Below are 26,801 nucleotides of genomic sequence, written 5' to 3'. Positions count from 1 at the left end.
AATGATAGAGCTTATACTGGGTTTTTATAGTATTTAATTTTATCTATTTTGAGGAAATTCAAAGATTGTTTCGCACTGATCTAAGAGAACCAAAAAGGCATCAAACTTCTTCCCACTTTTGGCCTTCATGTTTTTGATGAGTGGTGTTTTTCCTGTTTTTATGAGGGAAGTGATATGATCAATGCTGAGCTGCACTCCGCATATTATTCGGAATAAAATCCATTGGCATTGCTCATTCGGGCATTTGACTATTTTGTCTTTGATAATGAGATTATGCTTATTACACTTTGGACATTTGATCTCTAGAATGTTTTCTTGCGGAATATGGATTGATAGCAGTTCTTGAGTGATTTCATTAGTGTAGTTTTTGATGTCTGTGATGAATTGTTTTGAATTGATTTCTTTTGTTTCAATTTGATTGAGTGCCATCTCCCACTCTGCGGTCATCTGGACATTGGCAATCTTTTGGTCTTTGAGTAGGTTGTAGACCTTTTCACCTTTCTCAGTTGGGATCAATGTTTTGCTTTTTCTGGTGATATAATTTCTTGTGATTAAGGTTTCAATAATGGATGCTCTGGTAGCTGGTGTACCGATACCGATGTTTGCCAAAGCTTTCTTCTGATCCTTGTCTTCGATCTGCCTGCCTGCATTCTCCATGGCTGATAAAAGGTCAGCTTCAGTGTAAAGTTTGGGAGGGCTGGTCAGTTTTTCTTGGAGTTCGGCTGATGAGATTTTAAGTTCATCACCTTTTTTGAATTCTGGCAGTTCAATGAGATTGGGTTCTTCTGAATTGTTATTGTAGCTTTTGTTATGACTGCTTTTGTCATTGCTGTTGCTATCTTGGTTTGTACTGGCTTCATCAGACAATAGGCCTTTGATTGCGCGCCAGCCTTTGTGAAGTATTTTAGAACCTCTGATGATGAATTCGTAATGGTGTACTTTGATAGTGATGTGGCTGACTTCTTTGGAGCAATGCTCTGATAAAGATTCTAATAGTCGGAAGGCAATCATATCATAGATAGCTTTTTCACTGGCGGTTAAAGCGGACGGGATTTTGGTGGTGGGCAATAATCCGTGATGGTCTGTGACCTTGAGATCATTCACGATACGTTTATTGAAGTTGCCGAATTTTAGAGTTGATATGGCTGGCTTGAATGTGTCAGTTTGATTGAGTATTCTTAGGAGTTCAGGGATTTCTGACCAGAGGTCTTGGGGAATATATTTACTTCCGGTTCTTGGATAGGTGATGAACTTTTTTTCATAGAGACTTTGTGCAGTTTGTAACACTTCATCTGCTGATAATCCCAACTTTCGGTTGGCTTCTTTTTGAAGTTCTGTCAAATCAAACAGTAAGGGTGACTGTTCTTTTACAGTGTTGATGGACACATCTTCTACAGTGGTTCTCCCCTCCCGCTCTATGGCTTTTAAAACCTGCTCTGCCTGTTTTTTGTCTTCCCACTGCTGATTGGAAAGACTGGTGAAATTTAAATAGTCCTTTCTGTGTTGTAACTGGATCTGCCAGTACGTCTTCTGTTTGAAATCCCTGTTCTCCTGAAATCTTTTGCAGATCAATGCTAAGGTTGGGGTCTGAACCCTGCCTAAGGAATAGACATCATTGTTCGCTGCGATACTTAATGCCTGGGTAGCATTGATGCCGACAAGCCAGTCAGCTTCGCTTCTGGCTTTTGCAGCATCATAAAGGCCATCGAAATCTGAACCGGGTTTCAGGTTTTTAAATCCTTCCTGTATCGCTTTTTCAGTGAGTGAACTGATCCAGAGCCTTTCAAATGGTTTGCTGCATTGGAGGTAATCATAGATGTACCGGAAGATCAGTTCGCCTTCCCTTCCTGCATCGGTCGCAGCGATAATGCTCGTGCATTGACTGAAGACATTTTTAATGATCTTAAGCTGCTTTAAGGCAGAAGGGTCTGGCTGATGTTTTTTTGATTTGGCCTGTTTTGTCATTCTTGGAGTGAGAATGAAAGGGTTAGGAAAAATAGGCAGAGAGGCTTTGTCAAAGCCTCTTATGCCATAATCTTCCGGCATTCCCAATGATACTAAATGTCCTAATGCCCAGGTCACACAATAGCCGTTTCCTTCAAAGTAGCCGTCTTTTCTGTTGTTGGCATCGAGTATTTGGGCAATTTCTCTGGCAACACTTGGTTTTTCTGCAATAATGGCTTTCATAGATTTTAATTTGATGATGGTTACGGTTGATTTATACTTGAGAGATTGAAGATTCTGAATTGAATGGAGTTTCCATTACATTTTCCTTCCTCTTGATCTGGCTGGCTTTTTCTGCTGCTCCTGTTGCTGCTTGTTGACAGGTTCCTGCTGTTTGGACTGAAGCGGTTCTTTGATGTTCTTCGTCGCTTCATTGGTTTTGCCATCGGTGTTAACTGCCGTTTGGGTTTTGTGGGATTCTGATGGCTGGGCTTTTTCCCTGAGCTTGTTAGGATTGGTAAATGAGAAGTCGGTTTTGGCGGTCTCTTTGTTGAAGGTAATATAGCCTTGGTATTCTTTGCCTTTACTGTCCACAAGACCGTTGACATAGACTGTCTCTCCTGCCTTGAATTTCTCATATTGCTTGTCATCCAGTTCCTTATCCCTGAAAATTCTTGGCGGTTCGCTGTTTTTATTTTGATTTTGGCTTGGTTGATTGCTTTCTTTTTGAGACTGGCTTTGCTGCTGCTTTTGGTTGTTGTCAAATATGAATTCGACATAGCGCTTATCTGCATTGAACTGCACGGTAGCATCGAAGCTGGTTCCCTTAGTAGAGGTCATCCCTTCGAGATAAAGAGGCTTGCCTTCTAGCAGGGTTTGTTTTTGATGCTCGTCTAATTTGATTCCTTTGATTTCGTCAGGGATCTTCATATACTCAGCTCTGTAAGCCACCAGTTCATTGGTCAGGCGGTCACGGCTGATGATGGAGGGAATGATCTCATCGGTCTTAGGGTTGACCAGATCCACTACTCTTCCCATATTGCCACTCTCCATCAGGTTCTTTTTGTCTTCTTCGCTAAACTCGTGTCCCAAGAACTTGAGGTTAAGATTGGGTTCTCTGCGGATGCTGTGAAGCTTAATGCCGATATCCCCTGTATCGCCTTCCTGTAAAGATAGCCTGACGTCCATTTTGCTCACAGCAGCGCCGAGATTAATGGTAATAGGGATCAAAGTATTGGTCTTGTAGCCTCTCAATAGAGGATCCATAGCATTCATCTTTTCAAGCTTCTCCTGGGTAAGCCCGAATTTTTCCATCGTTTTCCAGTCGATCTGCTCCGGCTGGAAACGGTATTCCTGATTTTCTGTGTTGTTTTCCATTGTTTTCTGATTTTTTAATGGATTGTTATCTTTGGGTAAAATTTCATATTCCTTGAGCTTTTCTTTTTCTTCAGGTGATGCCTGATCGACATAGTTCTGAAGGTCCTTTGCGGTATCGACAGCATCATACTCCGAAACTTTAAAGAAATTGAAATGCGTAGGGTTTTTAAGCTGCCGGTAAAAGTTGGAAAAGAAGTTGGAGAAAATATCGCCGTGCTTATCGACCCTGATGAGCTGTTCATTTTCTTTTTTGTTTTCCGGAGCAACTTTTTGCAGGTTTCCTTCTTTATCAATTCCCTTCACCATCTCTATCCTGTTGTTATGAATATTCAAAACCAAAAGGGTATCCGCTGTTGGTTTGATTTCATTGGTATTAGTGGGTTTGCTATCTTCCATTGCTGATCATTTTAACAGGGCGAATATAGACGCGCTCGTTTTTAAGCAATAGAACTAAGTGCAATATCGGTTGATTTGGCCGTCCTTGTCTTTACTTTTATTTATTCAGACTGCTCCTTATAAGCTGATGCACATCGGAAAGCTTATAATAAAGCTTACCGCTGATGGTATAATACGGAAGCTTTTTATCAGTGCGGTAGCGCTGTAATGACCTCGAACTGATTTTCAGGAGCTGCAATACGTCCTGGTTGTCGAGCAGCTGCTCGCCGTCGATCTCGATGTATTTGGATTGTTTTGTTACGATGTGTTCCTTGAGGATGTCGAATCGTTCCATGATTCTTTCCATCCACGCAGTAAATTCTGTTCTTTCAATATTCATAACCTAAATTTTTTGATGTTAAAATGAGGTGAACAGCTGATCAGCTCTGTTGGTGTAAAGTTGAATATTGGAGTTGGGATAAAATCACTACTTTTTCGTAGTACCGAAAAGAATTTTTGATATTATTTTTTTATATAACATTCCTTAATTATCAATCAAAACAATTTTTGAGATAAAATTTCACTTACAGATAATGCATTTGAGGTCTACTGAGTTAGTTTATCATTTTTTGATTTGCTACCTTTATAAAACAGAATCTTAAGAGAAAAACCTCTAAAGTATAATAAGGTTAAGTCTGTATGTTTGATATTTTAATAGCACATCTTCAACAAAAAGTAAATCTTAATGCAAACGAAATTGAGTCATTAAAACATTTTTTTATTGAGAAAAAACTCGGTAAAAAAGAGTTTTTGCTGAAAGAGGGAGAGATTTGCAGAAATCTCGCATTCGTAAGCACCGGTATTCTTAAATCGTACATCAGCGATGAGAAGGGTCAGGAGCGAATCAATCTTTTTGCTTTTGAAGGCTGGTGGATCTCAGATTTCAACAGTTTTATCAATCAGGAAAAAGCTACTTTAAATATTAATGCCATTGAGTATTCCGAAGTACTTCTGATAAGTCATAATGACTATGAGAGGCTCACTTTAGAGATTCCAATCATGGACCGTTATTTCAGGATTCTTTATCAAAACAGTCTGGTTACAAAAGATCGCAGGCTGATTGTTTCAAACAAGTCCTCCGCAGAAGAAAAATATCGGTCTTTGGTCAGAAGCAATCCTGAAATGTTTCAAAGAATATCCCATACCTTGATCGCTTCTTATTTAGGGTTAAGCCCTGAAACCGTGAGCCGGATTCGAAAAAGAATTCTGTTGCGATAATTTAATTTTAGTGTTTCAAACTCTTGATCTGCGTCAAGTTTTTGAAGGCTGTTGTGTATGTACATTTATGATCATAATTACAAAGATTAAAAAATATATACAATGAAGAATATTGCACTAGTAGTTGGTTCAACGGGTATCACCGGAAGTAATCTTGCCGAAGAATTAATTTCTCAAGGCTGGACCACATATGGTCTGGCAAGAAATCCAAACACCCATATTTCAGGATTACATCCTGTAAAGGCTGACCTTTTAAATGAAGAAAGTCTTTCTGATGCTCTTCGTGACGTCGCTCCTACTCACGTATTTTTCACGACTTGGATGCGGAACGATACCGAGGAGGAAAACATTCGGATCAACAGTAGTCTGGTAAGAAATCTGCTCAATGTTCTATCGGTAAAAAAGTCGATTCAGCACGTTGCATTAGTAACCGGCCTGAAACATTATCTAGGTCCCTTCGATGCCTATGTTAAAGAGGGAATTCTGCCCGAGACACCCGTCAGAGAAGAACATCCGAGATTATCACATCCCAATTTCTATTATGCACAGGAGGATGTCATTTACGAAACCGCAGAGAGAGCTGGTTTTTCGTGGAGCATTCATAGACCGCATACAGTGATCGGATATGCAATCGGAAATTTGATGAATATGGGAATTACTTTAGCAGTTTATGCCAGCATTTGTAAAGAGATGAATATAAAATTCGTCTGGCCTGGCTCAGAAGCTCAATGGAATGGACTTTCAGATATTACTGATGCAAAAGTCCTGGCGAAGCAATTGATATGGGCTTCTACAACAGATGCAGCAAAAAATCAGGCTTTTAATGTGACAAACGGAGATGTTTTCCGTTGGAAATGGTTATGGCAAAGAATTGCACATTATTTCGGAATTGAAGCAGATGGATATAATGATTCCGTAAGACCGCTTGAAAACGAAATGAAAGGTAAGCAGGAGGTTTGGAAAAAAATAACACAAAAACACCAACTGAGAATAACCGAGTTGGATCAGCTCAGTTCGGCATGGCATACAGATCTTGATCTGGGAAGACCTATTGAGGTAATGACTGATATGTCTAAAAGCCGAAAATTAGGTTTTACAATTTTTGAAAGTACAGAAGATTCATTTATAAACCTATTTCAAAAATTGAGAGATGAGAAGATAATTCCTTAAATTTATATGAGCAATCCAAGGAAATATGAAAAACCTGGATTGTTTATTATTTATTTTTCATTAGAACGTAGTCTTCGGAAAGATGTAAGCAAGGCATCACGTGAAAATCAATCTAAAAATTACAAAATAGGACATACTAATTTTTTAAGTTGTTGATGATCTCTCATTTGGAGAAATATCTACTTCTGGTTAATCGTATCCTACTTTCCTATTGGCATTGTAGCTTGGAATCAAGCAATCATCTTTTAGCAGAATCAGGAAGAATATCCGATAAACATATGGTATTCAAAAGCCTGCAATTTATACTGATAGTTCTTCGACTATCATATCAAGAATTGTAATGGCATATAATTAGCAGTTGAGCTGTTATTCAACAATTTATAATATGATAAATAATTTTACAAAATGGTCCATTGCCATATGTGTTTTGACCATTGCAGGCAGCTGCTCGAAGAAAAATGAATCGACTAAATCAGTTGATTCCAATTCTGTGGATTCCTCAAGTGTTTCTGAAATTAAACCAACAGGTTCTGCTCCGGAATGGGGAAAAACGATCAAACCAGAAATGCTGGCAGTCATTGAGAAGCTTGGAAGTTATGGCGACAAACCTATTGAAACCCTTACACCTACCGAAGCCAGAAAAAACCATACACCTACCGATGCAGTAATGGATCTTGTGAAGGAAAATAACATTCAGGTTCCTGCACCAAAAGTTGATACAACAGGAGTAAGTATAAATGTTGCAGGTGGCAAAATTCACGCAAGGGTTTATACACCAAAAACCGGCAAAAATTCATATCCTATTATCGTTTACTATCATGGCGGAGGATTTGTTATTGCGGACCTTGATGTCTACAATGCATCGGCTCAGGGATTGGCAGAACAAACGGAATCAGTAGTGGTATCTGTTGCATACCGCTTGGCTCCTGAAAATAAATTTCCAACTGCACACAATGATGCTTTTGCAGCCTATGAATGGGTTCTCAAAAATACATCAGCAATTAAAGGTGACGCTAAAAAGATTGCAGTGGTCGGTGAAAGTGCCGGAGGAAATCTTGCGGCCAATGTTTCAATTATGGCCAGGGACAAAAAAATAATGATTCCGTTACACCAGGTTCTTGTATATCCGATTGCACAATCTAATATGAGTACAGCATCATATACCAAGTATGCGGGAGCAAAACCACTGAACAAACCCATGATGGAATGGTTTACAAAGCATTATTTGAATAATATGAGTGAAGCAAAAGACCCTAGAATTTCATTGGTAAATGCGAATCTAAAAGACCTACCTCCAACATCGATAATTACTGCAGAAATCGATCCTCTTCATGACGACGGAACAATGTTGGCAGACAAGCTCTCTGCTGCGGGAGTGAAGGTGAATAGCAAAAACTACGAAGGTGTAACTCATGAATTCTTCGGAATGTCCATTATTGTACCACAGGCGAAGGAAGCTCAGGCCTATGCAGCAGAACAATTGAAAGCAGCTTTTCAATAACATTACGTTGACATTCAAAATTTAAAAAATAAAATCATTATTATTAAGAGATTTTAATGAGCTTGCGACTATTTAAAATAATAAGATTAAGCTTAATTTTTGAAACGATTGTCTAGGCGATCTCATTAAATATAAAACCCTTCAAAGTTTTTGAAGGGTTTTGTATTTAATGATGATGTAATATTATATGAGTACTTCATCTCTGATCATATTTATGAGATAACTTTTACATATTTATTAAAATTCGATTTATGGTGCAACGCAAAAGGTATATAAGTATGGAGATACCACATTTGAACAAAATCTAAATTTTGTTAAGTTATATTATTTATTCTAAAATAATTTCAACAATGGACCGATCATCACGCTTCGATGGAAACCATGCAATATGAATGATTGTAAAATAATCTTTATCCTCAAATAGCTCAGCATTCTGTTTTTCAGAAAGTAATTCCGATACGGATAAAGTTTCTCCAATGCGTGGGAGGAAGGGAAGATTCCATTTGATCTTGACCGATGAATTATTGTAACATAAGACCACTTTCATATTTTTCTTTGAAAGTTAAGAGATTCATCAAATAATTACAACTTATTAATAGCTATATCCACAACCTTTAGAGAAATAAAGATGTTAAATTATATCCTTATCTAAAATCCAGTCTCAATCTCCCATATACATTGAGATTCTTATGAAAAAAAATTAGCATAGATTTGTAAATAATTGTTTCTGATAGATTAATTTTTATGAAAGATTTCATCCAATTCCTATTAGGCCATCAAAATATTAAACCAATGACAGAAATCAGGTCAAAATTAAAGCTCATTGCTTTGATCTTGCCGGCCATGTTGTTGGTGATCATATTCACTTTATTACTTCACATTCTACTTACAAAATTTGGAATCATCCAACCTGTTAAATCAGCAGGTATGATTCCTGATTATATGAAATCAATGTCCACATTCCAAGTGATTACAGAGATCGCAATTCTTGCTCCCATCTTGGAGGAAACTGCATTTCGTGGACTACTTCAAAAAAAATTGCAATTGGTTCAGAATTTCATTGGTTTCTATTTTTTATCTCTTCATTTGCCGGATGTTTGGAATTAACTTTTACGAATTGAGTATTTCAACTTCCTTGGCACTCTTAGTAAGCCTGTTCACCCTATTTGTACCAACTAACAATATTAATAGATTTATCATCATACTACAAAAGAGAACTTATCGCTTTTTCTTGATTTGGGGTGGTGCTATCGCTTTTGGAGTTTGGCATTATTATAATTTTGATTTTAACAATACTGATATTGTAACGGTTATCGTGACCCTGCTTCCATTCATGATCAACGGACTGCTATTGGCATACGTCGTTGCAAAAAATGGCCTTCAATGGAGTATCACTCTGCATATGGCCAATAATCTATGGCCTTTGATCATATGGTTATGAGTTTATCATAATGCGTTGAGCTATCCAAAATTTTACAAAGTTCAGAAAGTCATACCATACCTTTCCCTATTTAAACTTTGTAGACTGAAATCGAAGCACCCTCGTCCTATGTCAGTTCGAAAATCTTTCACAATATGTACTGATAGAAAAATTGGATTGTCAGGATGTTTTAAATTCAAAAAATTAAAGCACCTTTGCATAGTCTATGGCTTTACAGATTATTTGATTAAATCAAGTTTCATTTGATAGTTTATATAGTTATGACTTAATACAAATTGAAATTGATGAGAATCATAGAATGTCACGAGGAAAAAATCCACCTTTCCGGCCAGATTCAGGATCTGGGTTTTTTGTTGGTCTTCGACATGCACCAATGCGTTGCGGCAAGTGAAAAAACACTTTTACCTGGATTAAGTTTCAGCACTATTATAGGAGCTTCCTTTGCGGATATAATGGCTGTGCTTCTGCCCTCCGTTGGCGTAGAACAAATAGAATCAAAAATCGACGACCAGATCTTTTACCGATACGTGGAGCGAATCCGTCTTTTTGAACAGGAGTACTTTCTGAGTATTTACCGATACGACGGTAAAATCTATGTTGAAACAGAATTAGCACTTCAGGAGCGAGTACAGACTACGCGTCTTTATTACTACGCCAAATATATCAGCGACCGTGGCCACCAGAATAACTGGCAGTCATTGACGGAACTTATCCGGGACATCATCGGATACGACCGTGTGATGGTCTATCAGTTCCTCGAAGATGAGGGTGGTCAGGTGATCGCCGAATCGAAACTTCAGGATAAAGAATCATTTTTAGGATACCGATATCCGGAATTTGACATTCCAAAACAAGCGAGAGAACTGTATAAGGTATTTCACGCAAGACATACGGCCGATGTTGATGCCCCTGTCCACGGCATCGTCGGGCTAAAAAAGGAAGATGTCGATCTAAGCCGTACGAGCATAAGAGCCATGTCGCCCATCCATCTCCAGTACATCCGGAATTCAGGGGCTAAAGCCAGCGCAAGTTTTTCGATCATCATCGATGGAGAACTTTGGGGACTGGTCACCTGCCAGCATTATGAGGCAAGGCATGTGGATCTTTCACAACGTCATCTATGTGTATTTCTAACTCAATACGCAGTCAACAATTACCTGGCGGGGAAACAAAAAGAAATGTCAATATTCCGGGAGGCAATCGCAACTATGGAAGGCGAACTTAAAACCCAGTTGCTGGTTAATAGGGGGCAATTCAATATTCTTGAACAGTACGGCTCACAAATTATGAATTTTATGTCCGCTGACGGCGTGATTATCCGTCATGACCAGGGACTGAAACAATATGGGGATGTCCCCTCACTGGAACAGATCGTTCAAATTGACCGGCAGATCAATGCTACCAACTATAATTCGATGTATGTAACACATCAATTTGTGGATAATGAAAAAGAACAAGCTGCCAAATTTCCGGGTGTGATCCGACTGGATGTCCTTCCTCAAAGCAACTGGTATATTTACGCGTTCAGAAAAGAAAGGATTGTTAACGAGGTATGGGCCGGAAAACCTGAAAAAATTCATCATACCGATGATAGCAAAGGCATTACATCTTTTTCTCCAAGGACCTCTTTTGATGCTTGGATCAGGACCACAGCAGGCAAGTCGGAAGAATGGAAAGACTCTGAAGTGAATTTCCTCAAAGATATAGGACTTCTTGTCCAGCGGGCCATTGCGCAGAGAGGAGGTGAAATTGAAGAACTCAATAAAGAGCTGATCCGCTCTAACAATGCCCTTGAGACTTTCAGCTATACCCTGATGCACGATCTGAAAAATCCGTTGACCTCCATTCAGCTTTCCGCGCAGTTGATCGCCTCTAAAAAGGATCTTTCAGAAGAAAGAAGATTGAAAATGGCAGAGAATATTATTGAAGGTTCCAAACTGATTACCGAAATGATGGATAAGGTCTACAAGATCTCCAGTGGAACGCATGTGAAATTTGAATTTGAGACCATTGATCCGGAACCTAAAATACTGGGAATTATTGAAGATTCTATGCAGCGATACAAGGTTCCGAACCTCAGGTACAAGGTAAAGGATTGCCTGCCTATTTGGGGTGAAAGAACCTTGGTTTACCAGCTGTTTCTAAATCTTGTGGGCAACGCCATAAAGTATAGCAGCAAAGAATCTCAGCCTGAAATTGAGATCTCAAGCAAGCTTGAGGATGACATGATTTGCTACATAATCAGGGACAATGGCATTGGAATGGACCTATCCGCGAATCATAATATTTTTGAAATTTTCAAAAGAATGCCTAATACAGGAGAATTTGAAGGGTCAGGTATCGGTCTGTCCATTGTGAAAAGAATTGCAGATAAATTGGATGCCCAAATATCTGTTGAAAGTAAACTAGGATCAGGAACCACTTTTTTTCGTCTGTTTTAAACATAACAGAAGATAATTTACTGTATGCCAGTATTTATTGCATAGTATTTGTATAATCGGTAGGGTAAGCTTTTTTTTAATGCTTCAGCAATATTTACAATATGAAAACAGTAATGATCCTTGAGGATGAAAAAAATATAATGGAGGCATTAGAAATATTATTGGCTTATGATAACTATCAAGTCATTTGCTGTCCCAATGTTAAGGATTTCTACGCTCAATCAAAGATTCTTATACCTGATGTCTATCTCTTGGATGTTATGCTTCCTGATGGTTCAGGGGTGGATGTGTGCAATTACATCAAAAAGACGAATAATATGGCAAAGATACCGGTAATTATGATGAGTGCGCACGCAAATGCTATAGAACTAGACCAATCGTGCAAACCGGAAGCGTTCATCACAAAACCATTTGATCTTGATGATGTGTTGAATACGTTGGCATCGTGTACTGCCAAAGCAGGATAATATTTATTAAGGTCTCATTAATGTTAAAAAAGACTCTTTTTTAAGAAGGATCTGAGTTCATGATTGAGATCAGTTACTTAAAACTTGATCAGTGATTTCTACAAATTTTTGTAAGGCTAATAATTAAAATCTATGAAAGAATTATTGTAATTTTTTCTTTAGTATAAACGTAGCGTCGTTCAAATCAATCAGATGAATAGTTCTTTAAGTGCTGAAAGATCGATCAATATCGGTAATCGCTTTGCAATTATACCGGTATAGAGATTTACTGTTCTTGCATCATTGATTACCCTAAAGATTTTTAACAAGATTAATGACTTTGCCTATTGCAAGTCAGTTATATCGCTCACAATCCGGCTACTAATTATTAAGATCAATATTCTCATATTTATGGCTTTTATATTGCCATATATTGGTCAGTAAAATATACACTGATGCATAATAATAACTATCGCGAACTGTTTCTAAGAAGGATCAGAATAATGAAAATAATAGCCAGTATTTTTTTAGGACTATTTGTTTGTATAGTGGCTACAGTGATGATATTTTATATTTTTTTCAGCAAGCGATTACAGCTGCCTAGCTATGATTTGACATTATTGTTAGCTCTCACCCAGTTTGTTATACTCTTGGCAACACTGATTTTCAGCATTTCTTTCTTCAGAAGTTATAAAAACGTACTGACAACGATTAATGATGAAGATTTGGAAACACTGAGAAAAATAAGTGAATCACGTTTTTGGCTGAACAGGTACCTCCCTTCATTTATTATATATTCAGGAAAAATCAAGGTCTTTAAATGGTTCAGCCAACCTGAATTTTACTTTTCTGAACTCAAAGAGATCAAAATTAAAACAATGTTTACAAGGGGAAGTCAAAATAAACTGGTGATCTTCAAAAAACTGAAAGGCGGTTCGTTCTTTTTTGCAATCGATAATAACCAGATACAACAAAAACACCTATTTGACAAGGCAATTGAGTATAATCCCAATATTCTCATTGGAGATAGCAGCCACTAGACAGATTTTTTTTCTGTTTCTAAATATAATTTAATCTACCTTTCAATATTCATTTATGAACATTATAATTAAACGAATTTTATTCCTGACTTTGCTCTATGCTGCTGTAACAGTGGTTATGACGTTGACTCGCTCACAGGAAAAATCATTTATCCCCATTTTAATAGCTATCAACATCGTATTCGCCGTACTTCTTACGCTCTTGATCTATACATATTTTAGATTTTCAAAACAAAATACCTTCCCGAATAAAGATCAATTGCCGCGAAATCCAATTTCTCATGTAAACAATAATTTTGATAGTAAGTCAGTATTTAAGATATCCCAACAACCGTTCTTATTTGGTCTTGAGAAAGGACTAATCAGTAACAAGGATTTTTATTACGATCAGGATTTCTTTTATGCAGTCGATGAGGCGGGAGCTGTATCTACCTATAATCTTACCGATATTTCTGAACTAAGCGGTACTGCAACCCAGATCAACAACAGTAGGATCTGGCAACTTAAAATTATCCAGGATTCAGAGACCGTAGAGTACCGTTTTGCACACAACTTTTCTATTTGGAATAAGAACTTCCTGAACTTTTATTACAGGGTAAAACAAATCCGGCCGGAAGCTATAAAATCAAAATGGAGTCTTTGGCGGATGTAATGATTAAGTAAAGTTGCTCCTACAGCTTTTTAAGATTGCTTAACTTAATATATCCTGCAGTATCATTACCGCTTTTATTACGGTATTGAACAAAAACCCAGTTTCCTACAGCTACGCCGTCCAGGTTAAAACTAACTATATTTCCTTTGATTAGATATGACCTTTGTTTGGAATACTCATCAGGCTTAGAATAGAAAAATGATTTGTCAACATTTACCATGTAATCTCCGGCAACAGCATCTGAAATTTTTTTGGTACCTTCCATTAAAATCTTCTGTGAGGTGGTCAGTAGTACATTTTTGAAACGTCGCAGTAATAGTACGGTCGGTCAGTGCCATTGTAACAATACAATCCTGATCACTCTCATTGCTTTTTAAAACCACCCGATTATTGGTCACAATACCCTCACCATAATAAGATCCGGTTTGCGCACTGAGGGTATTCCACCATGTAAATATTTCAGCAGTAATTTTATTTTGGTTCTTGATCAGCGAAATAAGACTGTAAGAACCGTTCTTATTTTTTAACTCATAGGTTCCATCCTGTGCATGGACAACAGCGACGGATAGAACAGTAAAGATGTATATCTGTAGACGAAACAATTTTGTAAGTAATGTACGCTGCTTCATTTGATGGAGATTATAAGAATTATTCTTTATTATTTTCAAAATTGAAGTTACGACTTTAAGCATTTTAAATGTTTTAAATACGACTGATTTTTCGACTTAAAATAGTGAGCAGTTCATCTTTATCAATCTGCAACTGATCGGTATTGATCTTTATTGATTGTGCAGGATCATAAGTGTGAACATAGATCTTGGAATGACGGCCACTTGACATCTGAACTGTTTTTAAGGTAAAATGCGAAATTTGCTCCCATTTCAGGAATTTGTGTCCTGAGATGTTGCTTGAAATGCCTCGATCGTTAATCTCCAATGCAGTGACATTATTAAAACTTTTAATAAGACGCTGAAAATATACCCAAAGCTTAAAGACGAATAGTGACCCTACTCCCAACGTTAGTACTTTAACAATTAAACCTTTAAATGAATTAATAGTGAGATCGTAAAATGCGAGAAAGCTACACCACCCTGCTCCTATCAGACATATGATTGTCACTGCCAGAATCTCAGATCTTTTAAATTTTATCTTGATGCTCATTTGAGGTAAGAACTGTTTGGTAATGATCCGTTATTATACATTGGAAACTTTAGAATTTTTTACAACCTGCCTAACGACTATTCACGTGAACAATAGTCTTCAAGACCTTATTTTTGAAAATACTTATATTCTACCCTAAATACCTCTTCTGTGGATGATCGTAATGTCATTGTAGTAATATAACCCTCATTATCATACGTATTTTCAGAATTTAAAATATTCTGGCTGCCATTATTGGATAATGTAATCGACTGAATGGGGCGGGTACTTAAATAATAATATTGAAAGGTAGAAAATAAAGTCACAGGAAAAAGATCTTTATCGGGAAGATTGAACAAAGCCCCTTTTTTATTGTTGTCATAAGCAAACTTTTCATTCTCGGAGCTGTTTGTAACATAAACGATGTCTTTCCCTTGAAGTCCGAAACTCAGGAGATTTCCTATCGAATAGCTCATCTGCTGACTGTTATAGGTCACAGGGTAAGGATTGGAATAATGGGTCAGGCCTGACAATATCTCGTTTGTATATTGTAAAGTATAAGGAACAGAATTATTGTTCTCCTTTACCTCTGCAACCTTGTCATTTTGATAAGTGAAAGTAATATCAGAATTCGGTTCGGAATATCCGATGATCTGCATCTTGTCATTATAGCTTATTTTCGTAGTGATCGACTCACCGTCTTTTGTCAGGACAATTGATTCCGGATATTTTTTGATTTGCGTTTCAGGGATATCGTCATCATTGTTGCAGCTCAGAAGAATCATAGCACAAATACTGAAAATCAATATATTTTTATTCATAAGTTAGTTATTAAAGATTATTTAAAGATCTAGTGTAAGATTCTATAATACGATTCTATTGATACAACGATAGTGCCATTGCTGGCCAATAATCCTGATTAGAATTTGTCAATCAGAAGTCGAAGGCATTGTGTTTGTTTACCTTATATCATGAGTACAAAAAAACCGTCTTACCTTGATTTTAAAAAAGAGAATTATTTTTGGAAGCCCGGCATTGATTACCGGGTAGATCCTCATATGTACAGAGTGGGTAAAGGTGAACAAGGTGTTTTGATCTGTGAGCCTTATAAATCTGAAATAGGACAACACTGGAGATTTAAAAATGAAGAAATCGCAAAAAGAAGTTCAGAAATAATATTTTCAATGTTTTTGGATTATCTTGAGAAAGAAGATTTTGTCGGAGCAGATATGGCAAGAAAATATCTTCAAATGGGATTTACAAGAGCCAGAAGATACTTTAATTACAAGGGTGATAAGAAATACGATGCTGAGAAAGGATACCAAAAGTTAGAAAGAGGCACGGGTGATTCCGAAAAAGCCAAAGCAGCAGCTATCTTTTACAAAAAATGGAAAGAAGCTGAGTCAAACCAGAAATATGCTGCATTAAAAAATAGCTGGAAGCATAAATATGGATAATCTTTTAACTATTTTCCGAGCATTCAAATATTATTAAATATATACCCCCTGTTTTTTCACCAATCATAAATTATGAATTAGCCGAAATGTCAGATTGATCCTTTCTTTCATTGGAATGACAGATTTAGCAATACGGTGTTCCCAATGCTCCTGAAGATCACCTTTCATGATTAGCAGAGATCCATGAGGAAGCGGCAAACTGTATTTGCTTTGATGATGGTCTTTCTTTCTGAATTCAAAATTGCGGGTTTGCCCAAGGCTGATCGAAGCAATGACAGGACGTTTTCCGTAACGGCTTTCTTTGTCCCTATGCCAGGCAACCGAATCATTATGATCACGGTATAAGTTTAAAAGAACCCCATTGAAATGGGAACCAAATTCCTTTTCTATTCTTTCTTTAAGAGCATAAAGTTCGGGTGTCCATGGATTTTTATTTTTTATATTCCCATCAGCTGGTTCATCAGATGTCATATCACCATACCAAGCTGTAAGCCGTGGTGTTACTACAGTCTTATCATACATCTTTTGAGTTCTCTGTTCCCAAGGTGCCGTCTTTAAAAGTTGGTATTTAAGTTCATCGGCTTCCTTCCTGCTCAGGAAATTTTCCTGGTATTCCAAAAGGTCTTTGGGAAACTCATAAAACTCTTCTGCGCCAAATAAACTTAACTGAGTCATCGTAGTTTTCCGTTAATATCATATTTATATAACTTATTTCTCCTAGTTCAAATGAAATCAGTTTCTTATCTCATTTTTTCCTTGATCTGTCTAATATCGGTCTTGATCTCTGTAATGAAGTTTTGAATATTGCGTTCTGCAAATTCATCAGCTCCATATTCTATGGTGTTGATACTACAGGCAAACTCCCAAATTTCTTTAATATCAGGTAATGGAATTTTATAAGGTTCATAGAAACTGTTGTCAGCCTTAACCCAAATTCCGTCTGCTTCATGAAACTGAAACCTTTTGTAACTGATTCCGTCATTGGTGGTAATGAAAATATAAGTCCTGTCCGTTTTCAGATCAGAAAGATTTTCTACATATTTTCCAACGATGTAAGTTCCGTTCTTATAGGGCGGCATTGAATCTCCGTCAGCAGGAAACGCCCTGAACTTCCCGCCTTTCAAGAAGGGTAAGGAGATCGTATCAAGACCTTCGATGTACTCTGGATCACCATAGCCGTTCAGGTAACCCATCGAAGCTTTTTGTGGAATGATCTCGATCTGATCGTTTCCGTCCTGATCCACCCTGATTGGAAGAACGATCCTGTTGTCAGGGAGTTCCATAATCTCATCGATTGAATATTTACTTACATTAACAGTCAGTAGTAAATCGATGCTGATATTATAATATCTTGAGATTTTCACTAAAATATTTAAGGGCGGCGCTGCGGCATCATCTTCATATTTACCGTATCTGCCTCTCGTGATCAAGAGATCATCAGCAACCTTTTGTTGTGAAAGATTTTGCTTCCCCCTCAAATACCGCATGTTTTCTGATAAAATTGACATTGCTATAAATTATAGCAACAAATATACAATTTTTTGCTACAAATCGTAATAATTTTACAGCATGGAAAGAGCAATAGTGCATATGGATTTGGATACGTTTTTTGTTTCCTGTGAGCGGCTAAAAAACTCCGAACTGGTGAAAAAGCCGATCATCATTGGAGGCGGAGACCGTGGTGTCGTGGCATCCTGCTCTTATGAAACCCGCTTTTTTGGCGTGCGAAGTGCAATGCCCATTAAAATGGCATTAAAGCTATGCCCTGAAGCAAGGGTTATTAAAGGGGATATGGAAATGTATTCTAAAATGTCTCATGTGGTTACAGAGGTTATTCAGGAAAGAGTTCCGGTATTGGAAAAAGCGAGTATTGACGAGTTTTACCTTGATCTTTCAGGAATGGATAAGTTTTTTGGATGCTACCAATGGACCAATGAAATTGCAAACGCTGTTACTAAAAATACAGGTTTGCCCATCAGCTTTGCCTTATCCACCAATAAAACCGTGTCAAAAATAGGAACTGGAGAATCTAAGCCTACGGGAAGATTTGAGATCAGGGAACAAAACATCAAACCATTCCTCAACCCTCTTTCCATAAAAAAGATTCCAATGGTCGGAAATGTCACTTTTCAGTTGCTCTCAAGATTAGGTGTCCGAACCATTGAGACTTTATCTGAAACACCGGTTGAAGTTTTGCATCAACTCATTGGCAAGAATGGAACTGAACTCTGGAAAAAAGCCAATGGGATTGACGATACACCCATCGTTCCTTACTCGGAAAGAAAATCTATTTCTACAGAAAATACTTTTTCACAGGATACCATTGATGTTCACAATTTAAGAAGTATTCTATCCGGTATGGTCGAGCAACTGGCATTCCAGCTGCGTCAGGAAAAGTGGCTGACCTCAACAGTATCTGTTAAAATCAGGTATTCCAATTTTGATACAGAAACCAAACAATGCCGGATACCGTATACATCTGCAGATCACACGCTGCTCAAATACATTTTAGAACTTTTCAAAAAAAGTATATACCCGAAGGATGCGTATTCGGCTGATTGGGATAAAATTTACTGGGCTTGTTCATGGCTGTCACCAGATGAATCTTTTCGAAGACACCGAAGAACTGATTTCTTTATATCAGACCATGGATAAAATTAAAAATAGGTTTGGAAGCACCAGTGTTGGAAGAGCATCCGGATTAATACAATAAATCAAAAGATCATGTTTCTTAACTGTCATTCTTACCACAGTCTCAGATACGGCACCATTTCTATTCAGGATCTGGTTCGTCAGGCTGTAAATCATCAACTGCAAACTTTAGCATTAACCGATATTAATACCGTGACAGGTATTTATGATTTCTTGAATTTGTGCACTGAAAACGATATTAAGCCTATCGTGGGAGTGGAAATCAGAGTTGATAGCAAACTGTATTATATCTGTCTGGCTAAAAATCAAAAGAGCGTTGGAGAGATTAACAGGCTGCTCACCCATTACAATTGTGACGGAGTAGAAATTCCAAAGCATAATCCGATGCTTCAAAACACTATTGTCATATATCCATTGCACAACATTCCTCAAGTTTTACAAGATTTTGAATATATAGGAATCAGACCTGAAGAGCTCAACCAGCTTTTGAAACCTCAACTTAAAAAAGTGGATCAGGAAAATGGTCATACTGCAACCCGTGACCGTTACAACCAAGCAGGAGTACAATCTTCACAAAATACTGAGAGCCATTGACAACAATACCCTCATCAGTAAATTAGAAAATGATGATCACTGCAAGGAGACAGAAACATTTGTCAATAAAAAAGAACTGTTAAATCAGTATCGAAACTATCCGCAAATCATCCAAAATACTGCTGCCGTAATTAATCAATGCAGTTTCGATTATGATTTTTCAACCCCTAAAAATAAGCAGCATTTCACAGACAGCAGGGAAAGTGATTTTAAACTGCTGACTCAGCTGGCACACGACGGACTGGCAGTTAGATATGGAAATAATCATCCTGAAGCTAAAACCAGAGTTGAAAAAGAACTCGCTGTTATTGACCATCTAAAATTCAGCGGTTACTTTCTAATTACCTGGGATATTATCCAGTACAGCAACAAAATGGGATTCATGCATGTGGGAAGAGGAAGCGGTGCCAACTCCATTGTCAGCTATTGCTTGGGAATAACCGATATCTGTCCTTTAGAGCTTGACCTGTATTTTGAAAGATTCTTAAACCTAAACCGTAAAACACCTCCCGACTTTGACATCGACTGGAGCTGGAATACAAGAGACACTATTCTGGAATATGTTTTTAATAAATACGGCAAACATCACGTAGCGTTTTGCGGAACCAATGTGGAATTTAAATATCGGTCTATCTTTAGGGAAATTGGAAAAGCCTTTGGCTTGCCAAAAGAAGAGTTGGACGTATTGGCTACAAGACCGATGAGTGAACATGATGACAATTCTGTTTTTAAGCAGGTTCATAAATACGGAAAACTTCTGGAAAAGTTTCCGAATCAGAGAAGCATGCACTCCTGTGGAATTCTTATTTCTGAAGAACCAATTACCAATTATACAGCATTAGAAATGCCACCGAAAGGATTTCCGATTGTGCAATTTGATATGCATACGGCTGAAGACATTGGTTTTGAAAAGTTTGATATTTTATCCCAAAGAGGGCTTGGAACAATCAAAGACACTGTTGACCTAATAAAAGAAAAAAAAGGTATTGCCGTTGATATCAAAGACACTGCCCTATCTAAAAATGAAGCAAAGTGCAATGAATTCCTAAGCATAGGGAAAACAATAGGCTGTTTTTATATCGAAAGTCCCGCAATGCGTGGGCTATTGAGAAGACTTAAATGCGAAGATTATAAAACTTTGGTTGCCGCTTCATCCATCATCCGACCGGGAGTAGCCCAAAGCGGAATGATGAAGGAATATATTTTCAGGCATAACAATCCGACAAAATTTGAATACTTTCATGAAGTTTTCAAAAAAAGAATTGGGTGAAACTTATGGCATCATGGTCTATCAGGAAGATGTCATTAAAATTGCATTGCATTTTGGAGGACTGTCAGCAGCCGATGGTGATGTCTTACGACGGGCAATGAGTGGAAAAGGAAGATCATTATCTGCATTGCAAAAAGTAAAGGATCATTTTTTTGAATCGTGCAAAGAATTGGGACATCCTGAACAGCTTTCTAGAGAAGTATACCGACAAATTGAATCTTTTGCTGGATATTCATTCTGTAAAGCGCATTCAGCTTCTTACGCTGTTGAAAGCTACCAGAGTTTATATCTTAAAGTCTACTATCCTATCGAATTTATGGTTTGTGCCATCAATAATGGTGGTGGATTTTACAGAACAGAAGTTTATGTCCACGAAGCAAAAATGTCAGGTGCAACCATTAACAATCCATGTGTCAACCTCAGCGAATATCAGACGACAGTCTACGGTCAAGATGTTTATTTGGGATTAATGCATATCGAAAAGATGGAAAGAAAAATCGCCATGATGATTCCTGAAGAGAGATTGAAAAACGGAGATTACACTTCTTTGGAAAATTTTATCAAGAGAATACCTGTTGGAATAGAAACTTTGCAGACGCTAATCTTTATTAGTGCATTTAGGTTCACAGGGAAGCAAAAACATGAACTGCTCATTCAGGCAAGATTCCTCTTTGGTAATGACCATTCAACATTTAGGCAGCCAACCTTACTTGATGAACCTCAAAAAGAATACAAACTTCCTGCGATTCTTAAAAATCCTTTTGAGGATGCTTTTGATGAAATAGAGATTTTAGGATTTCCAGTATCATTCAGTCCATTTGATATTTTACAGACAAAGTACCGTGGAACGGTTATGGCGAAAGATTTGGTCAAATACCATAAAAAACAGATTAAAATGCTTGCGTATTTAATCTCCAGAAAACACGTTCCCACTAAAAGAGGAGCCATGTTTTTCGGAACTTGGATCGATGCCGAAGGAGCCTATTTTGACACGGCTCATTTTCCGGATTGTCTGGAGGAATATCCTTTCCAAGGTGGAGGATGTTATCTTCTGTTAGGAACTGTAGAGGTGGATTTTCATTTTCCTACAATCACCATCCATAAAATGGCAAAGATGCCCTTTATCCCTGATCCCAGATATTCTATGGATAAAGATAAGTCACTCGAAGCTGCAAGAACCCTACATGAAGATATTAGCATGACTCAAAGAAAGCCTTATCCGCAAGAACATGAGATTGGATTGCCGAGACAGAAAATGCAGTAGTCCTCAACAATAACAAAAAATCAATAAATTGAAACTTAAAGCAACCATCGTTGAAGAGACAAGTCCCAATGACGACTCCGTTATTGTGTGTTTTGAAGGAGACAAAAACAAAAAGCATTTCGAGGTTAAGTGCTCTTTTAATCCTTTTGTACACAAAATGCGTAAATGGGACAGTTGGGAAATGGTGATCAAATGGGATAGTGAAATTTACACCGACGAAAAAACAGGGAATAAATCATATTTTACTTATCTGTTCTGTGATAGAGCAATAGAGATCAACTCTCCGTATGGCAAAAAAAGATTAAAAATGTACAGAATAAATACTCCTTTTGAAAAATATAATATATGCAATTCTTAAGAAACTTACGTCATTTCAACTAAGATCATTACCGTTTTGACTTATTTTAAATTTTAGCTAATGCCCAATTTTGCATCAATAAATAAATCAAAATTATGCAAAAGACAATTTTTATAACCGGAGCTTCATCCGGATTAGGGAAAGCAACCGCCAAATTATTTCAGAAAAAAGGATGGAAAGTAATCGCAACTATGCGAAGACCCGAGGAGGAAAAAGAGCTCAATCAACTTCCCAATGTAATCCTACTGGAACTTGATGTTACCGATACCGTAAAAAGCCAGGCAACTATATCTGAAATCTTAAAATCCCAAACCATCGATGTCGTACTGAATAACGCGGGTTACGGCCTTATCGGTCCCCTGGAATCATTAACCAATGAACAGATCCAAATGCAGATCCGGACCAATTTACTGGGTGTGATTCATATCACTAAAGCCTTTCTTCCTTATTTCCGGAAAAGAAAAAGCGGAACGTTCATCAATATCACCAGTACATTCGGCCTTCTGGGATATCCTACCTGCTCCATTTACAATGCCAGCAAATTTGCCGTCGATGGATTTTCAGAAGGTCTGGCCTACGAGCTCGCACAATTTGGAATCAATGTAAAAGTCATCGCTCCGGGAGGGATGCAAACCAACTTTACAGGAAGATCCCTTCAGGAAGGAATGCATGGAGCATACAGTCAGCTGGTAGCAAAGGTCAGCGAAGGCTACAGTGAGGAGCAGGTCGCCGATTACACGAAAGCAGAAGAAGTGGCTGAGATCATTTACGAAGCTGCGACCGACGAAAAATCCCAATTCAGGTATGTTGCAGGCAACGATGCTGTTGCCCTTTACCAGGAACGACTGAAATTAACACCTGAAGGACAGTTTAAAAAGATCCGCGAACAGTTTCTATTCTAGCCTAATAGTTAGTTCTGGGCTGTTAATTTTTAGCAGTTCATAAAATAACTCCGTACTAATTATTTAAATTTGTATTATGAAAAAGCAACCGGTTATCTTTAATTCCTTGTCCCAACTTCATAAAGCAATGGGACAGCCGGCACCCTCCCACCCCCTCATCAGTATTATCAATTATGGTGAGGCACAGTTCGACCCCACGGATTTCGAGCAGGGTATCATCCTTAATTTCTACAAAATTTCCCTTAAGACAAGCTTTTCCGGAAAATTGAAATATGGTCAGGGCCACTACGACTTCGAAGAGGGCGGGATGTCGTTCATTGCTCCGGGCCAGCTGCTGAAAATGCAGGAAGAAGAGGCTGATTATGATGGGATGACTCTACACATACATCCTGACCTGTTAAACGCATATCCGCTTAGCTCCAATATAAGGCATTATGGCTTTTTCAGTTATTCTGCAGCAGAAGCGCTGTACCTTTCGGATAAAGAAAAAACAACGATACTCAGTATCTACCGGTTTATCCAGGACGAGCTAAGCGAGCGCATCGATAAGTTTAGTCAGGATGTGATCATTTCCCAGATCGAGTTACTGCTCAATTATGCTAACCGTTTTTATGACCGGCAGTTTCTGACCAGAAAGGCGGTCAATAATGATATTCTTGCCAAGCTCGAACAACAGCTGGAAAACTACTTTAGTAACGAAACACCATTAGTCAACGGACTTCCCACCGTCAATTTATTAGCAGAACAGCTCAACCTAACACCGCGATATCTTAGCGATCTTTTACGGAACCTGATTGGATTAAATACACAGCAATTCATTCATGAAAAAGTCATCGAAAAGGCAAAAGAAAATCTTGCAAAAGGTCACAAGAGCATCGCTGAAATTGCCTATCTGCTAGGATTCGAGCATCCTCAATCTTTCAATAAACTATTCAGAACCAAAACGTCCATATCACCTTCTGAATACCGGAAATCTCTGTTAAATTGATAATGGTCCGTTTCATATTTTGTTCCTGATCCATCACTTCCTCTTCGAAATTATTTCCTTGCCAAATATTTTTCTCGATAGGTAAATATACCATGAAAGCATCTTATATCTGCGCAAATTTATATGGAATTCAAACATTCATTATTCTTACCATCTGAAATATAAAAATCAAAAAACGAGTATGAAAATAACAAATTTTGTAGAAGAATTTATTGCGTCAAGCAATGCTTATGATACTGTAGACTATGTTAGCAAATGGCAGACAGATGTCATCCTTGACGATCCATCGGTAGGAAATGTCTATGTCGGACATTCGGAAATCAAAAATTACTTTGAAAGCTATTTTATAGGCTACAGAACACAGACCAAACTTATAAAACTTGACATCACGAGTGATAACAAAGCAAATTTGGAAGTTGAGTTTACCGGGAGCTTTCCTGAGGGAAAAATTAAAGGATTTTTCAGTTTTACATTCGAAGAAGGAAGGATATCTAAAGCATTTGCAGATTTACTATAATATTCCCGAGACAATATATGGTAGGTAAATGATAATAATTTAATTTTAATATTAAAATTCAGCTTTTATCCTCTTCCATATCAATCCGTAATTTTCCGTGTTCTTAATATCTGTTATAAATTATAAATCGCAAATTTCATAACCTTCTCTAAATCCTCTAAGAATGGTTATTCTTAGAGGTTACTAATTCATCAGTTATATCTTTTTGATATACACAATCAAAATTGATGAATACATTTTTGCCGATCTTAATATCCTTGCCATAATTGATGTAAAGCGGCGTAAATACATCTGTCGTCTCATCAATTTCGGACCCAACGATTTCCCCCAAATAATTCCTTATTTCCGCAGCATCTGTTGTGCTGTTTAATTTCATCAATACTTTTTGCTTTCATAAGAGACATCCCGCATTCTGTTCCTTTGAGAATCACCTTGCGGAATAGTTTTGCCACTTTTCAGTCTCTCAAAAATGTCTTTTTCTATTGGCATCTCTTTATTTTTTATTGGCGGCTTCATAAGCCTCATCATTTACCGCTTCCAACCAGGTGTTTTTATTAGATTCCTGATTAGGAATTATGGATAGATGTGCAAACCAGCTATCTTTTGTGGCACCATGCCAATGGTCTACATTAGGTTCGATTTCTATAATGTCCCCCTCTTTTATCCTTCTAATATCTTTTCCACGTTCCTGAAAGAGCCCTTCCCCAACTACAGCAATCAGAATCTGTCCGTTTGTATGCTTATGCCAATTGTTTCGGCAACCCGGTTCAAAAGTCACATTAGCAATTGGTAGATTTAATTCTTTATTAGATGTAAGAGACGCTACATATGATTTACCAATAAAATACTTTGATAAATCTGTATTCTCTTTTCCAACAGGGAATGCACTTACTATTGATTGGCTATTGTGATCCTCTTTTTTTACTATTAAATTTGCTGAAGATCTCCACCATTGTTTTTGTGTCCAAAACATTCATATCAACTAATTTCAGAGATTTAACCATAGGAAGTGTAGAGTCTTTATATTCTTTAAAGTGAGGGGTTTGCAGATGGCTTTCATAGGCTTTTCTATCTGCGTAAATTTCTAGGATTCTCACCTGATTGGGATTTTCTTTCTGGAACATCGGGAAAATAGCGACTACTCCATGTTCAATTTTTACAGAAGCTGCCGATTCCTCTACCAGTATCGATTTGTACTGATCTAAGAATTCAGGTACAATTTCAATTTCCGAAATGCGAACCATCATATCATTTGCAATCAAAGGAGTTTCTTTTTCACCAATGGCATTTCTTAATACATTGCCTTGTTGACGACTGATGTACTGATCGATAATCAAAACCAATTCTTTCAATTGTCCATCTGTAATACCAGTGTTTCTTCCCATACCGATATGGGCTTTCAACTGAGGCTCTACTCCGGGCATAGCTGCCAATGCAGAAATCGTTACAAATTCTCGCTGACGAAAATTCAAAACGTCACTGTTAAAAATATCTGCAAAAAGATGCTCTTTTAAAAAAGCATCAGCTCGTGGTGCAAATTCGCCAAAACCAGGGGCAGGCTTTTGTTGCGGTGTTTTGGTAAGTTCTTCCAATACTTTACGACCCTGCTCATATTTATCCAATGTAGTATTTTCTACGATAATCTTTTTGCCTTCCTTGTCTTTGATACCTTTACCCGCTCTTTCTTCCACTACCGTTTTAAAAACACCTAAAGCATTCAAACTGCGAGGAAATCCGCAATACGCATATAATTGTACTAAAGCTTCTTTTATTTCGTTAATTGCAAGTCCTGAATCCAGACCTGAATTCAAAACCTTTTTAAGATTTTCAGTATTCCCTGAGGCGGTAAGGGCTGATATCGCAGACAAATTTTGCTGATGGTCATTTAAGTGGGTAAATCCATTACTCGTCGTTACTTGTGCATTCATTATACTATTCATATTTATTGTGAAAAAAAACACCCATAAAAATTTTGTTATTTTTAATCTCATAAG

25 protein-coding genes and 2 pseudogenes are annotated in these 26,801 nt (G+C 37.5%); 16 read left to right on the top strand and 11 right to left on the bottom strand.

Features of this window, described 5'->3' with window-relative positions; translation table 11 throughout:
* Window positions 1-39: 39 nt before the first annotated feature.
* The 3 genes from AAHI02_RS19520 to AAHI02_RS19510 form a co-directional block, all read right to left on the bottom strand.
* Window positions 40-2,187 carry a DNA topoisomerase 3 gene (locus AAHI02_RS19520; RefSeq protein ID WP_322924846.1) on the bottom strand — a complete coding sequence of 716 codons (2,148 nt, stop codon included), beginning with the start codon at window positions 2,185-2,187 and terminating at the stop codon, window positions 40-42.
* Window positions 2,188-2,262: 75 nt separating this feature from the next.
* Complete coding sequence (locus tag AAHI02_RS19515; protein ID WP_322924844.1) at window positions 2,263-3,717, bottom strand: DUF3945 domain-containing protein; 1,455 nt, start codon at window positions 3,715-3,717, stop codon at window positions 2,263-2,265.
* 97 nt (window positions 3,718-3,814) lie between these two features.
* Complete coding sequence (locus AAHI02_RS19510; protein ID WP_322924842.1) at window positions 3,815-4,096, bottom strand: helix-turn-helix domain-containing protein; 282 nt, start codon at window positions 4,094-4,096, stop codon at window positions 3,815-3,817.
* A gap of 299 nt (window positions 4,097-4,395) precedes the next feature.
* On the opposite strand from AAHI02_RS19510, the gene AAHI02_RS19505 reads away from it, so the two are divergent.
* From AAHI02_RS19505 to AAHI02_RS19465, 9 genes are all read left to right on the top strand, one after another.
* Complete coding sequence (locus AAHI02_RS19505; protein WP_322924840.1) at window positions 4,396-4,974, top strand: Crp/Fnr family transcriptional regulator; 579 nt, start codon at window positions 4,396-4,398, stop codon at window positions 4,972-4,974.
* Between the two features lie 102 nt (window positions 4,975-5,076).
* Window positions 5,077-6,144 (top strand): SDR family oxidoreductase, encoded by a 1,068-nt coding sequence (locus AAHI02_RS19500; protein ID WP_322924838.1) that lies wholly within the window; start codon window positions 5,077-5,079, stop codon window positions 6,142-6,144.
* Between the two features lie 385 nt (window positions 6,145-6,529).
* On the top strand, window positions 6,530-7,645 hold the full coding sequence (locus AAHI02_RS19495) for an alpha/beta hydrolase (protein ID WP_346984614.1): 1,116 nt from the start codon (window positions 6,530-6,532) through the stop codon (window positions 7,643-7,645).
* A gap of 744 nt (window positions 7,646-8,389) precedes the next feature.
* On the top strand, window positions 8,390-8,752 hold the full coding sequence (locus AAHI02_RS19490) for a hypothetical protein (protein ID WP_346984613.1): 363 nt from the start codon (window positions 8,390-8,392) through the stop codon (window positions 8,750-8,752).
* Between the two features lie 124 nt (window positions 8,753-8,876).
* Entirely contained in the window at window positions 8,877-9,086 is a 210-nt protein-coding gene (locus AAHI02_RS19485) for a CPBP family glutamic-type intramembrane protease (RefSeq protein WP_346984612.1), read from the top strand.
* A 284-nt stretch (window positions 9,087-9,370) separates the two neighbouring features.
* Entirely contained in the window at window positions 9,371-11,527 is a 2,157-nt protein-coding gene (locus tag AAHI02_RS19480; protein WP_346984611.1) for an ATP-binding protein, read from the top strand.
* 101 nt (window positions 11,528-11,628) lie between these two features.
* Window positions 11,629-11,994, top strand: coding sequence for a response regulator (locus AAHI02_RS19475; RefSeq protein ID WP_322924828.1), 366 nt, complete (start codon window positions 11,629-11,631; stop codon window positions 11,992-11,994).
* Window positions 11,995-12,476: 482 nt separating this feature from the next.
* Entirely contained in the window at window positions 12,477-13,013 is a 537-nt protein-coding gene (locus AAHI02_RS19470; protein ID WP_322924826.1) for a hypothetical protein, read from the top strand.
* A 55-nt stretch (window positions 13,014-13,068) separates the two neighbouring features.
* Window positions 13,069-13,665, top strand: a complete 597-nt coding sequence (locus AAHI02_RS19465) for a hypothetical protein (protein WP_322924824.1) — start codon at window positions 13,069-13,071, stop codon at window positions 13,663-13,665.
* Window positions 13,666-13,684: 19 nt separating this feature from the next.
* On the opposite strand, the gene AAHI02_RS19460 is transcribed toward AAHI02_RS19465, so the two are convergent.
* The 3 genes from AAHI02_RS19460 to AAHI02_RS19450 form a co-directional block, all read right to left on the bottom strand.
* Complete coding sequence (locus AAHI02_RS19460) at window positions 13,685-13,930, bottom strand: hypothetical protein (protein ID WP_346984610.1); 246 nt, start codon at window positions 13,928-13,930, stop codon at window positions 13,685-13,687.
* Window positions 13,931-14,367: 437 nt separating this feature from the next.
* The gene (locus AAHI02_RS19455) at window positions 14,368-14,826 is read right to left on the bottom strand and encodes a hypothetical protein (protein WP_322924820.1); all 459 of its coding nucleotides are present in this window, start codon (window positions 14,824-14,826) and stop codon (window positions 14,368-14,370) included.
* Between the two features lie 107 nt (window positions 14,827-14,933).
* Window positions 14,934-15,626: a hypothetical protein gene (locus tag AAHI02_RS19450; protein ID WP_322924818.1), complete on the bottom strand. Its 693-nt coding sequence runs from the start codon at window positions 15,624-15,626 to the stop codon at window positions 14,934-14,936.
* Between the two features lie 150 nt (window positions 15,627-15,776).
* On the opposite strand from AAHI02_RS19450, the gene AAHI02_RS19445 reads away from it, so the two are divergent.
* Complete coding sequence (locus AAHI02_RS19445; RefSeq protein WP_322924816.1) at window positions 15,777-16,262, top strand: DUF4385 domain-containing protein; 486 nt, start codon at window positions 15,777-15,779, stop codon at window positions 16,260-16,262.
* A gap of 63 nt (window positions 16,263-16,325) precedes the next feature.
* Here AAHI02_RS19445 and AAHI02_RS19440 read toward each other — a convergent pair whose 3' ends face one another.
* Window positions 16,326-16,937, bottom strand: a complete 612-nt coding sequence (locus tag AAHI02_RS19440; protein WP_322924814.1) for an alpha-ketoglutarate-dependent dioxygenase AlkB — start codon at window positions 16,935-16,937, stop codon at window positions 16,326-16,328.
* 65 nt (window positions 16,938-17,002) lie between these two features.
* Window positions 17,003-17,770 (bottom strand): helix-turn-helix domain-containing protein, encoded by a 768-nt coding sequence (locus AAHI02_RS19435; protein ID WP_322924812.1) that lies wholly within the window; start codon window positions 17,768-17,770, stop codon window positions 17,003-17,005.
* A gap of 61 nt (window positions 17,771-17,831) precedes the next feature.
* Between AAHI02_RS19435 and dinB the strand changes: the two are divergent.
* The 6 genes and pseudogenes from dinB (at window position 17,832) to AAHI02_RS19405 (ending at window position 24,807) form a co-directional block, all read left to right on the top strand.
* Window positions 17,832-18,975: pseudogene (dinB, locus tag AAHI02_RS19430) on the top strand (DNA polymerase IV).
* 11 nt (window positions 18,976-18,986) lie between these two features.
* A pseudogene (dnaE, locus tag AAHI02_RS19425) lies at window positions 18,987-22,042 on the top strand (DNA polymerase III subunit alpha).
* Window positions 22,043-22,070: 28 nt separating this feature from the next.
* The gene (locus AAHI02_RS19420) at window positions 22,071-22,400 is read left to right on the top strand and encodes a hypothetical protein (protein WP_346984609.1); all 330 of its coding nucleotides are present in this window, start codon (window positions 22,071-22,073) and stop codon (window positions 22,398-22,400) included.
* 95 nt (window positions 22,401-22,495) lie between these two features.
* On the top strand, window positions 22,496-23,302 hold the full coding sequence (locus tag AAHI02_RS19415) for an SDR family oxidoreductase (RefSeq protein WP_346984608.1): 807 nt from the start codon (window positions 22,496-22,498) through the stop codon (window positions 23,300-23,302).
* Window positions 23,303-23,378: 76 nt separating this feature from the next.
* On the top strand, window positions 23,379-24,290 hold the full coding sequence (locus tag AAHI02_RS19410) for a helix-turn-helix domain-containing protein (RefSeq protein WP_322924801.1): 912 nt from the start codon (window positions 23,379-23,381) through the stop codon (window positions 24,288-24,290).
* A gap of 181 nt (window positions 24,291-24,471) precedes the next feature.
* Window positions 24,472-24,807 (top strand): nuclear transport factor 2 family protein, encoded by a 336-nt coding sequence (locus AAHI02_RS19405; protein WP_322924799.1) that lies wholly within the window; start codon window positions 24,472-24,474, stop codon window positions 24,805-24,807.
* Window positions 24,808-24,964: 157 nt separating this feature from the next.
* On the opposite strand, the gene AAHI02_RS19400 is transcribed toward AAHI02_RS19405, so the two are convergent.
* The 3 genes from AAHI02_RS19400 to AAHI02_RS19390 all read right to left on the bottom strand — a co-directional run bounded on the left by AAHI02_RS19400 (window position 24,965) and on the right by AAHI02_RS19390 (window position 26,735).
* Window positions 24,965-25,183, bottom strand: coding sequence for a hypothetical protein (locus AAHI02_RS19400; protein ID WP_322924797.1), 219 nt, complete (start codon window positions 25,181-25,183; stop codon window positions 24,965-24,967).
* Between the two features lie 117 nt (window positions 25,184-25,300).
* Window positions 25,301-25,780, bottom strand: coding sequence for a cupin domain-containing protein (locus AAHI02_RS19395; protein WP_346984607.1), 480 nt, complete (start codon window positions 25,778-25,780; stop codon window positions 25,301-25,303).
* Complete coding sequence (locus tag AAHI02_RS19390) at window positions 25,710-26,735, bottom strand: carboxymuconolactone decarboxylase family protein (protein WP_346984606.1); 1,026 nt, start codon at window positions 26,733-26,735, stop codon at window positions 25,710-25,712. The genes AAHI02_RS19395 and AAHI02_RS19390 overlap by 71 nt, the downstream gene beginning before the upstream one ends.
* Window positions 26,736-26,801: the final 66 nt, after the last annotated feature.

Origin of the sequence: Chryseobacterium sp. POE27, from assembly GCF_039727685.1 — a bacterium.
Lineage (GTDB): Bacteria > Bacteroidota > Bacteroidia > Flavobacteriales > Weeksellaceae > Chryseobacterium.
The sequence above is the reverse complement of the archived record's forward strand: the minus strand, read 5'-3'. Positions and strand labels throughout refer to the sequence as shown.

Bases quoted from the DNA above. Each gene is read 5' to 3' on its own strand.
- AAHI02_RS19405 (WP_322924799.1), top strand. From the start codon at position 24,472: ATGAAAATAACAAATTTTGTAGAAGAATTTATTGCGTCAAGCAATGCT.
- AAHI02_RS19410 (WP_322924801.1), top strand. From the start codon at position 23,379: ATGAAAAAGCAACCGGTTATCTTTAATTCCTTGTCCCAACTTCATAAA.
- AAHI02_RS19445 (WP_322924816.1), top strand. From the start codon at position 15,777: ATGAGTACAAAAAAACCGTCTTACCTTGATTTTAAAAAAGAGAATTAT.
- AAHI02_RS19520 (WP_322924846.1), bottom strand. From the start codon at position 2,187: ATGAAAGCCATTATTGCAGAAAAACCAAGTGTTGCCAGAGAAATTGCC.
- AAHI02_RS19505 (WP_322924840.1), top strand. From the start codon at position 4,396: ATGTTTGATATTTTAATAGCACATCTTCAACAAAAAGTAAATCTTAAT.
- AAHI02_RS19390 (WP_346984606.1), bottom strand. From the start codon at position 26,735: ATGAATGCACAAGTAACGACGAGTAATGGATTTACCCACTTAAATGAC.
- AAHI02_RS19470 (WP_322924826.1), top strand. From the start codon at position 12,477: ATGAAAATAATAGCCAGTATTTTTTTAGGACTATTTGTTTGTATAGTG.
- AAHI02_RS19500 (WP_322924838.1), top strand. From the start codon at position 5,077: ATGAAGAATATTGCACTAGTAGTTGGTTCAACGGGTATCACCGGAAGT.
- AAHI02_RS19435 (WP_322924812.1), bottom strand. From the start codon at position 17,770: ATGTCAATTTTATCAGAAAACATGCGGTATTTGAGGGGGAAGCAAAAT.
- AAHI02_RS19495 (WP_346984614.1), top strand. From the start codon at position 6,530: ATGATAAATAATTTTACAAAATGGTCCATTGCCATATGTGTTTTGACC.
- AAHI02_RS19465 (WP_322924824.1), top strand. From the start codon at position 13,069: ATGAACATTATAATTAAACGAATTTTATTCCTGACTTTGCTCTATGCT.
- AAHI02_RS19475 (WP_322924828.1), top strand. From the start codon at position 11,629: ATGAAAACAGTAATGATCCTTGAGGATGAAAAAAATATAATGGAGGCA.
- AAHI02_RS19515 (WP_322924844.1), bottom strand. From the start codon at position 3,717: ATGGAAGATAGCAAACCCACTAATACCAATGAAATCAAACCAACAGCG.
- AAHI02_RS19415 (WP_346984608.1), top strand. From the start codon at position 22,496: ATGCAAAAGACAATTTTTATAACCGGAGCTTCATCCGGATTAGGGAAA.
- AAHI02_RS19460 (WP_346984610.1), bottom strand. From the start codon at position 13,930: ATGGAAGGTACCAAAAAAATTTCAGATGCTGTTGCCGGAGATTACATG.
- AAHI02_RS19395 (WP_346984607.1), bottom strand. From the start codon at position 25,780: ATGTTTTGGACACAAAAACAATGGTGGAGATCTTCAGCAAATTTAATA.
- AAHI02_RS19480 (WP_346984611.1), top strand. From the start codon at position 9,371: ATGAGAATCATAGAATGTCACGAGGAAAAAATCCACCTTTCCGGCCAG.
- AAHI02_RS19455 (WP_322924820.1), bottom strand. From the start codon at position 14,826: ATGAGCATCAAGATAAAATTTAAAAGATCTGAGATTCTGGCAGTGACA.
- AAHI02_RS19510 (WP_322924842.1), bottom strand. From the start codon at position 4,096: ATGAATATTGAAAGAACAGAATTTACTGCGTGGATGGAAAGAATCATG.
- AAHI02_RS19440 (WP_322924814.1), bottom strand. From the start codon at position 16,937: ATGACTCAGTTAAGTTTATTTGGCGCAGAAGAGTTTTATGAGTTTCCC.
- AAHI02_RS19450 (WP_322924818.1), bottom strand. From the start codon at position 15,626: ATGAATAAAAATATATTGATTTTCAGTATTTGTGCTATGATTCTTCTG.
- AAHI02_RS19400 (WP_322924797.1), bottom strand. From the start codon at position 25,183: ATGAAATTAAACAGCACAACAGATGCTGCGGAAATAAGGAATTATTTG.
- AAHI02_RS19490 (WP_346984613.1), top strand. From the start codon at position 8,390: ATGAAAGATTTCATCCAATTCCTATTAGGCCATCAAAATATTAAACCA.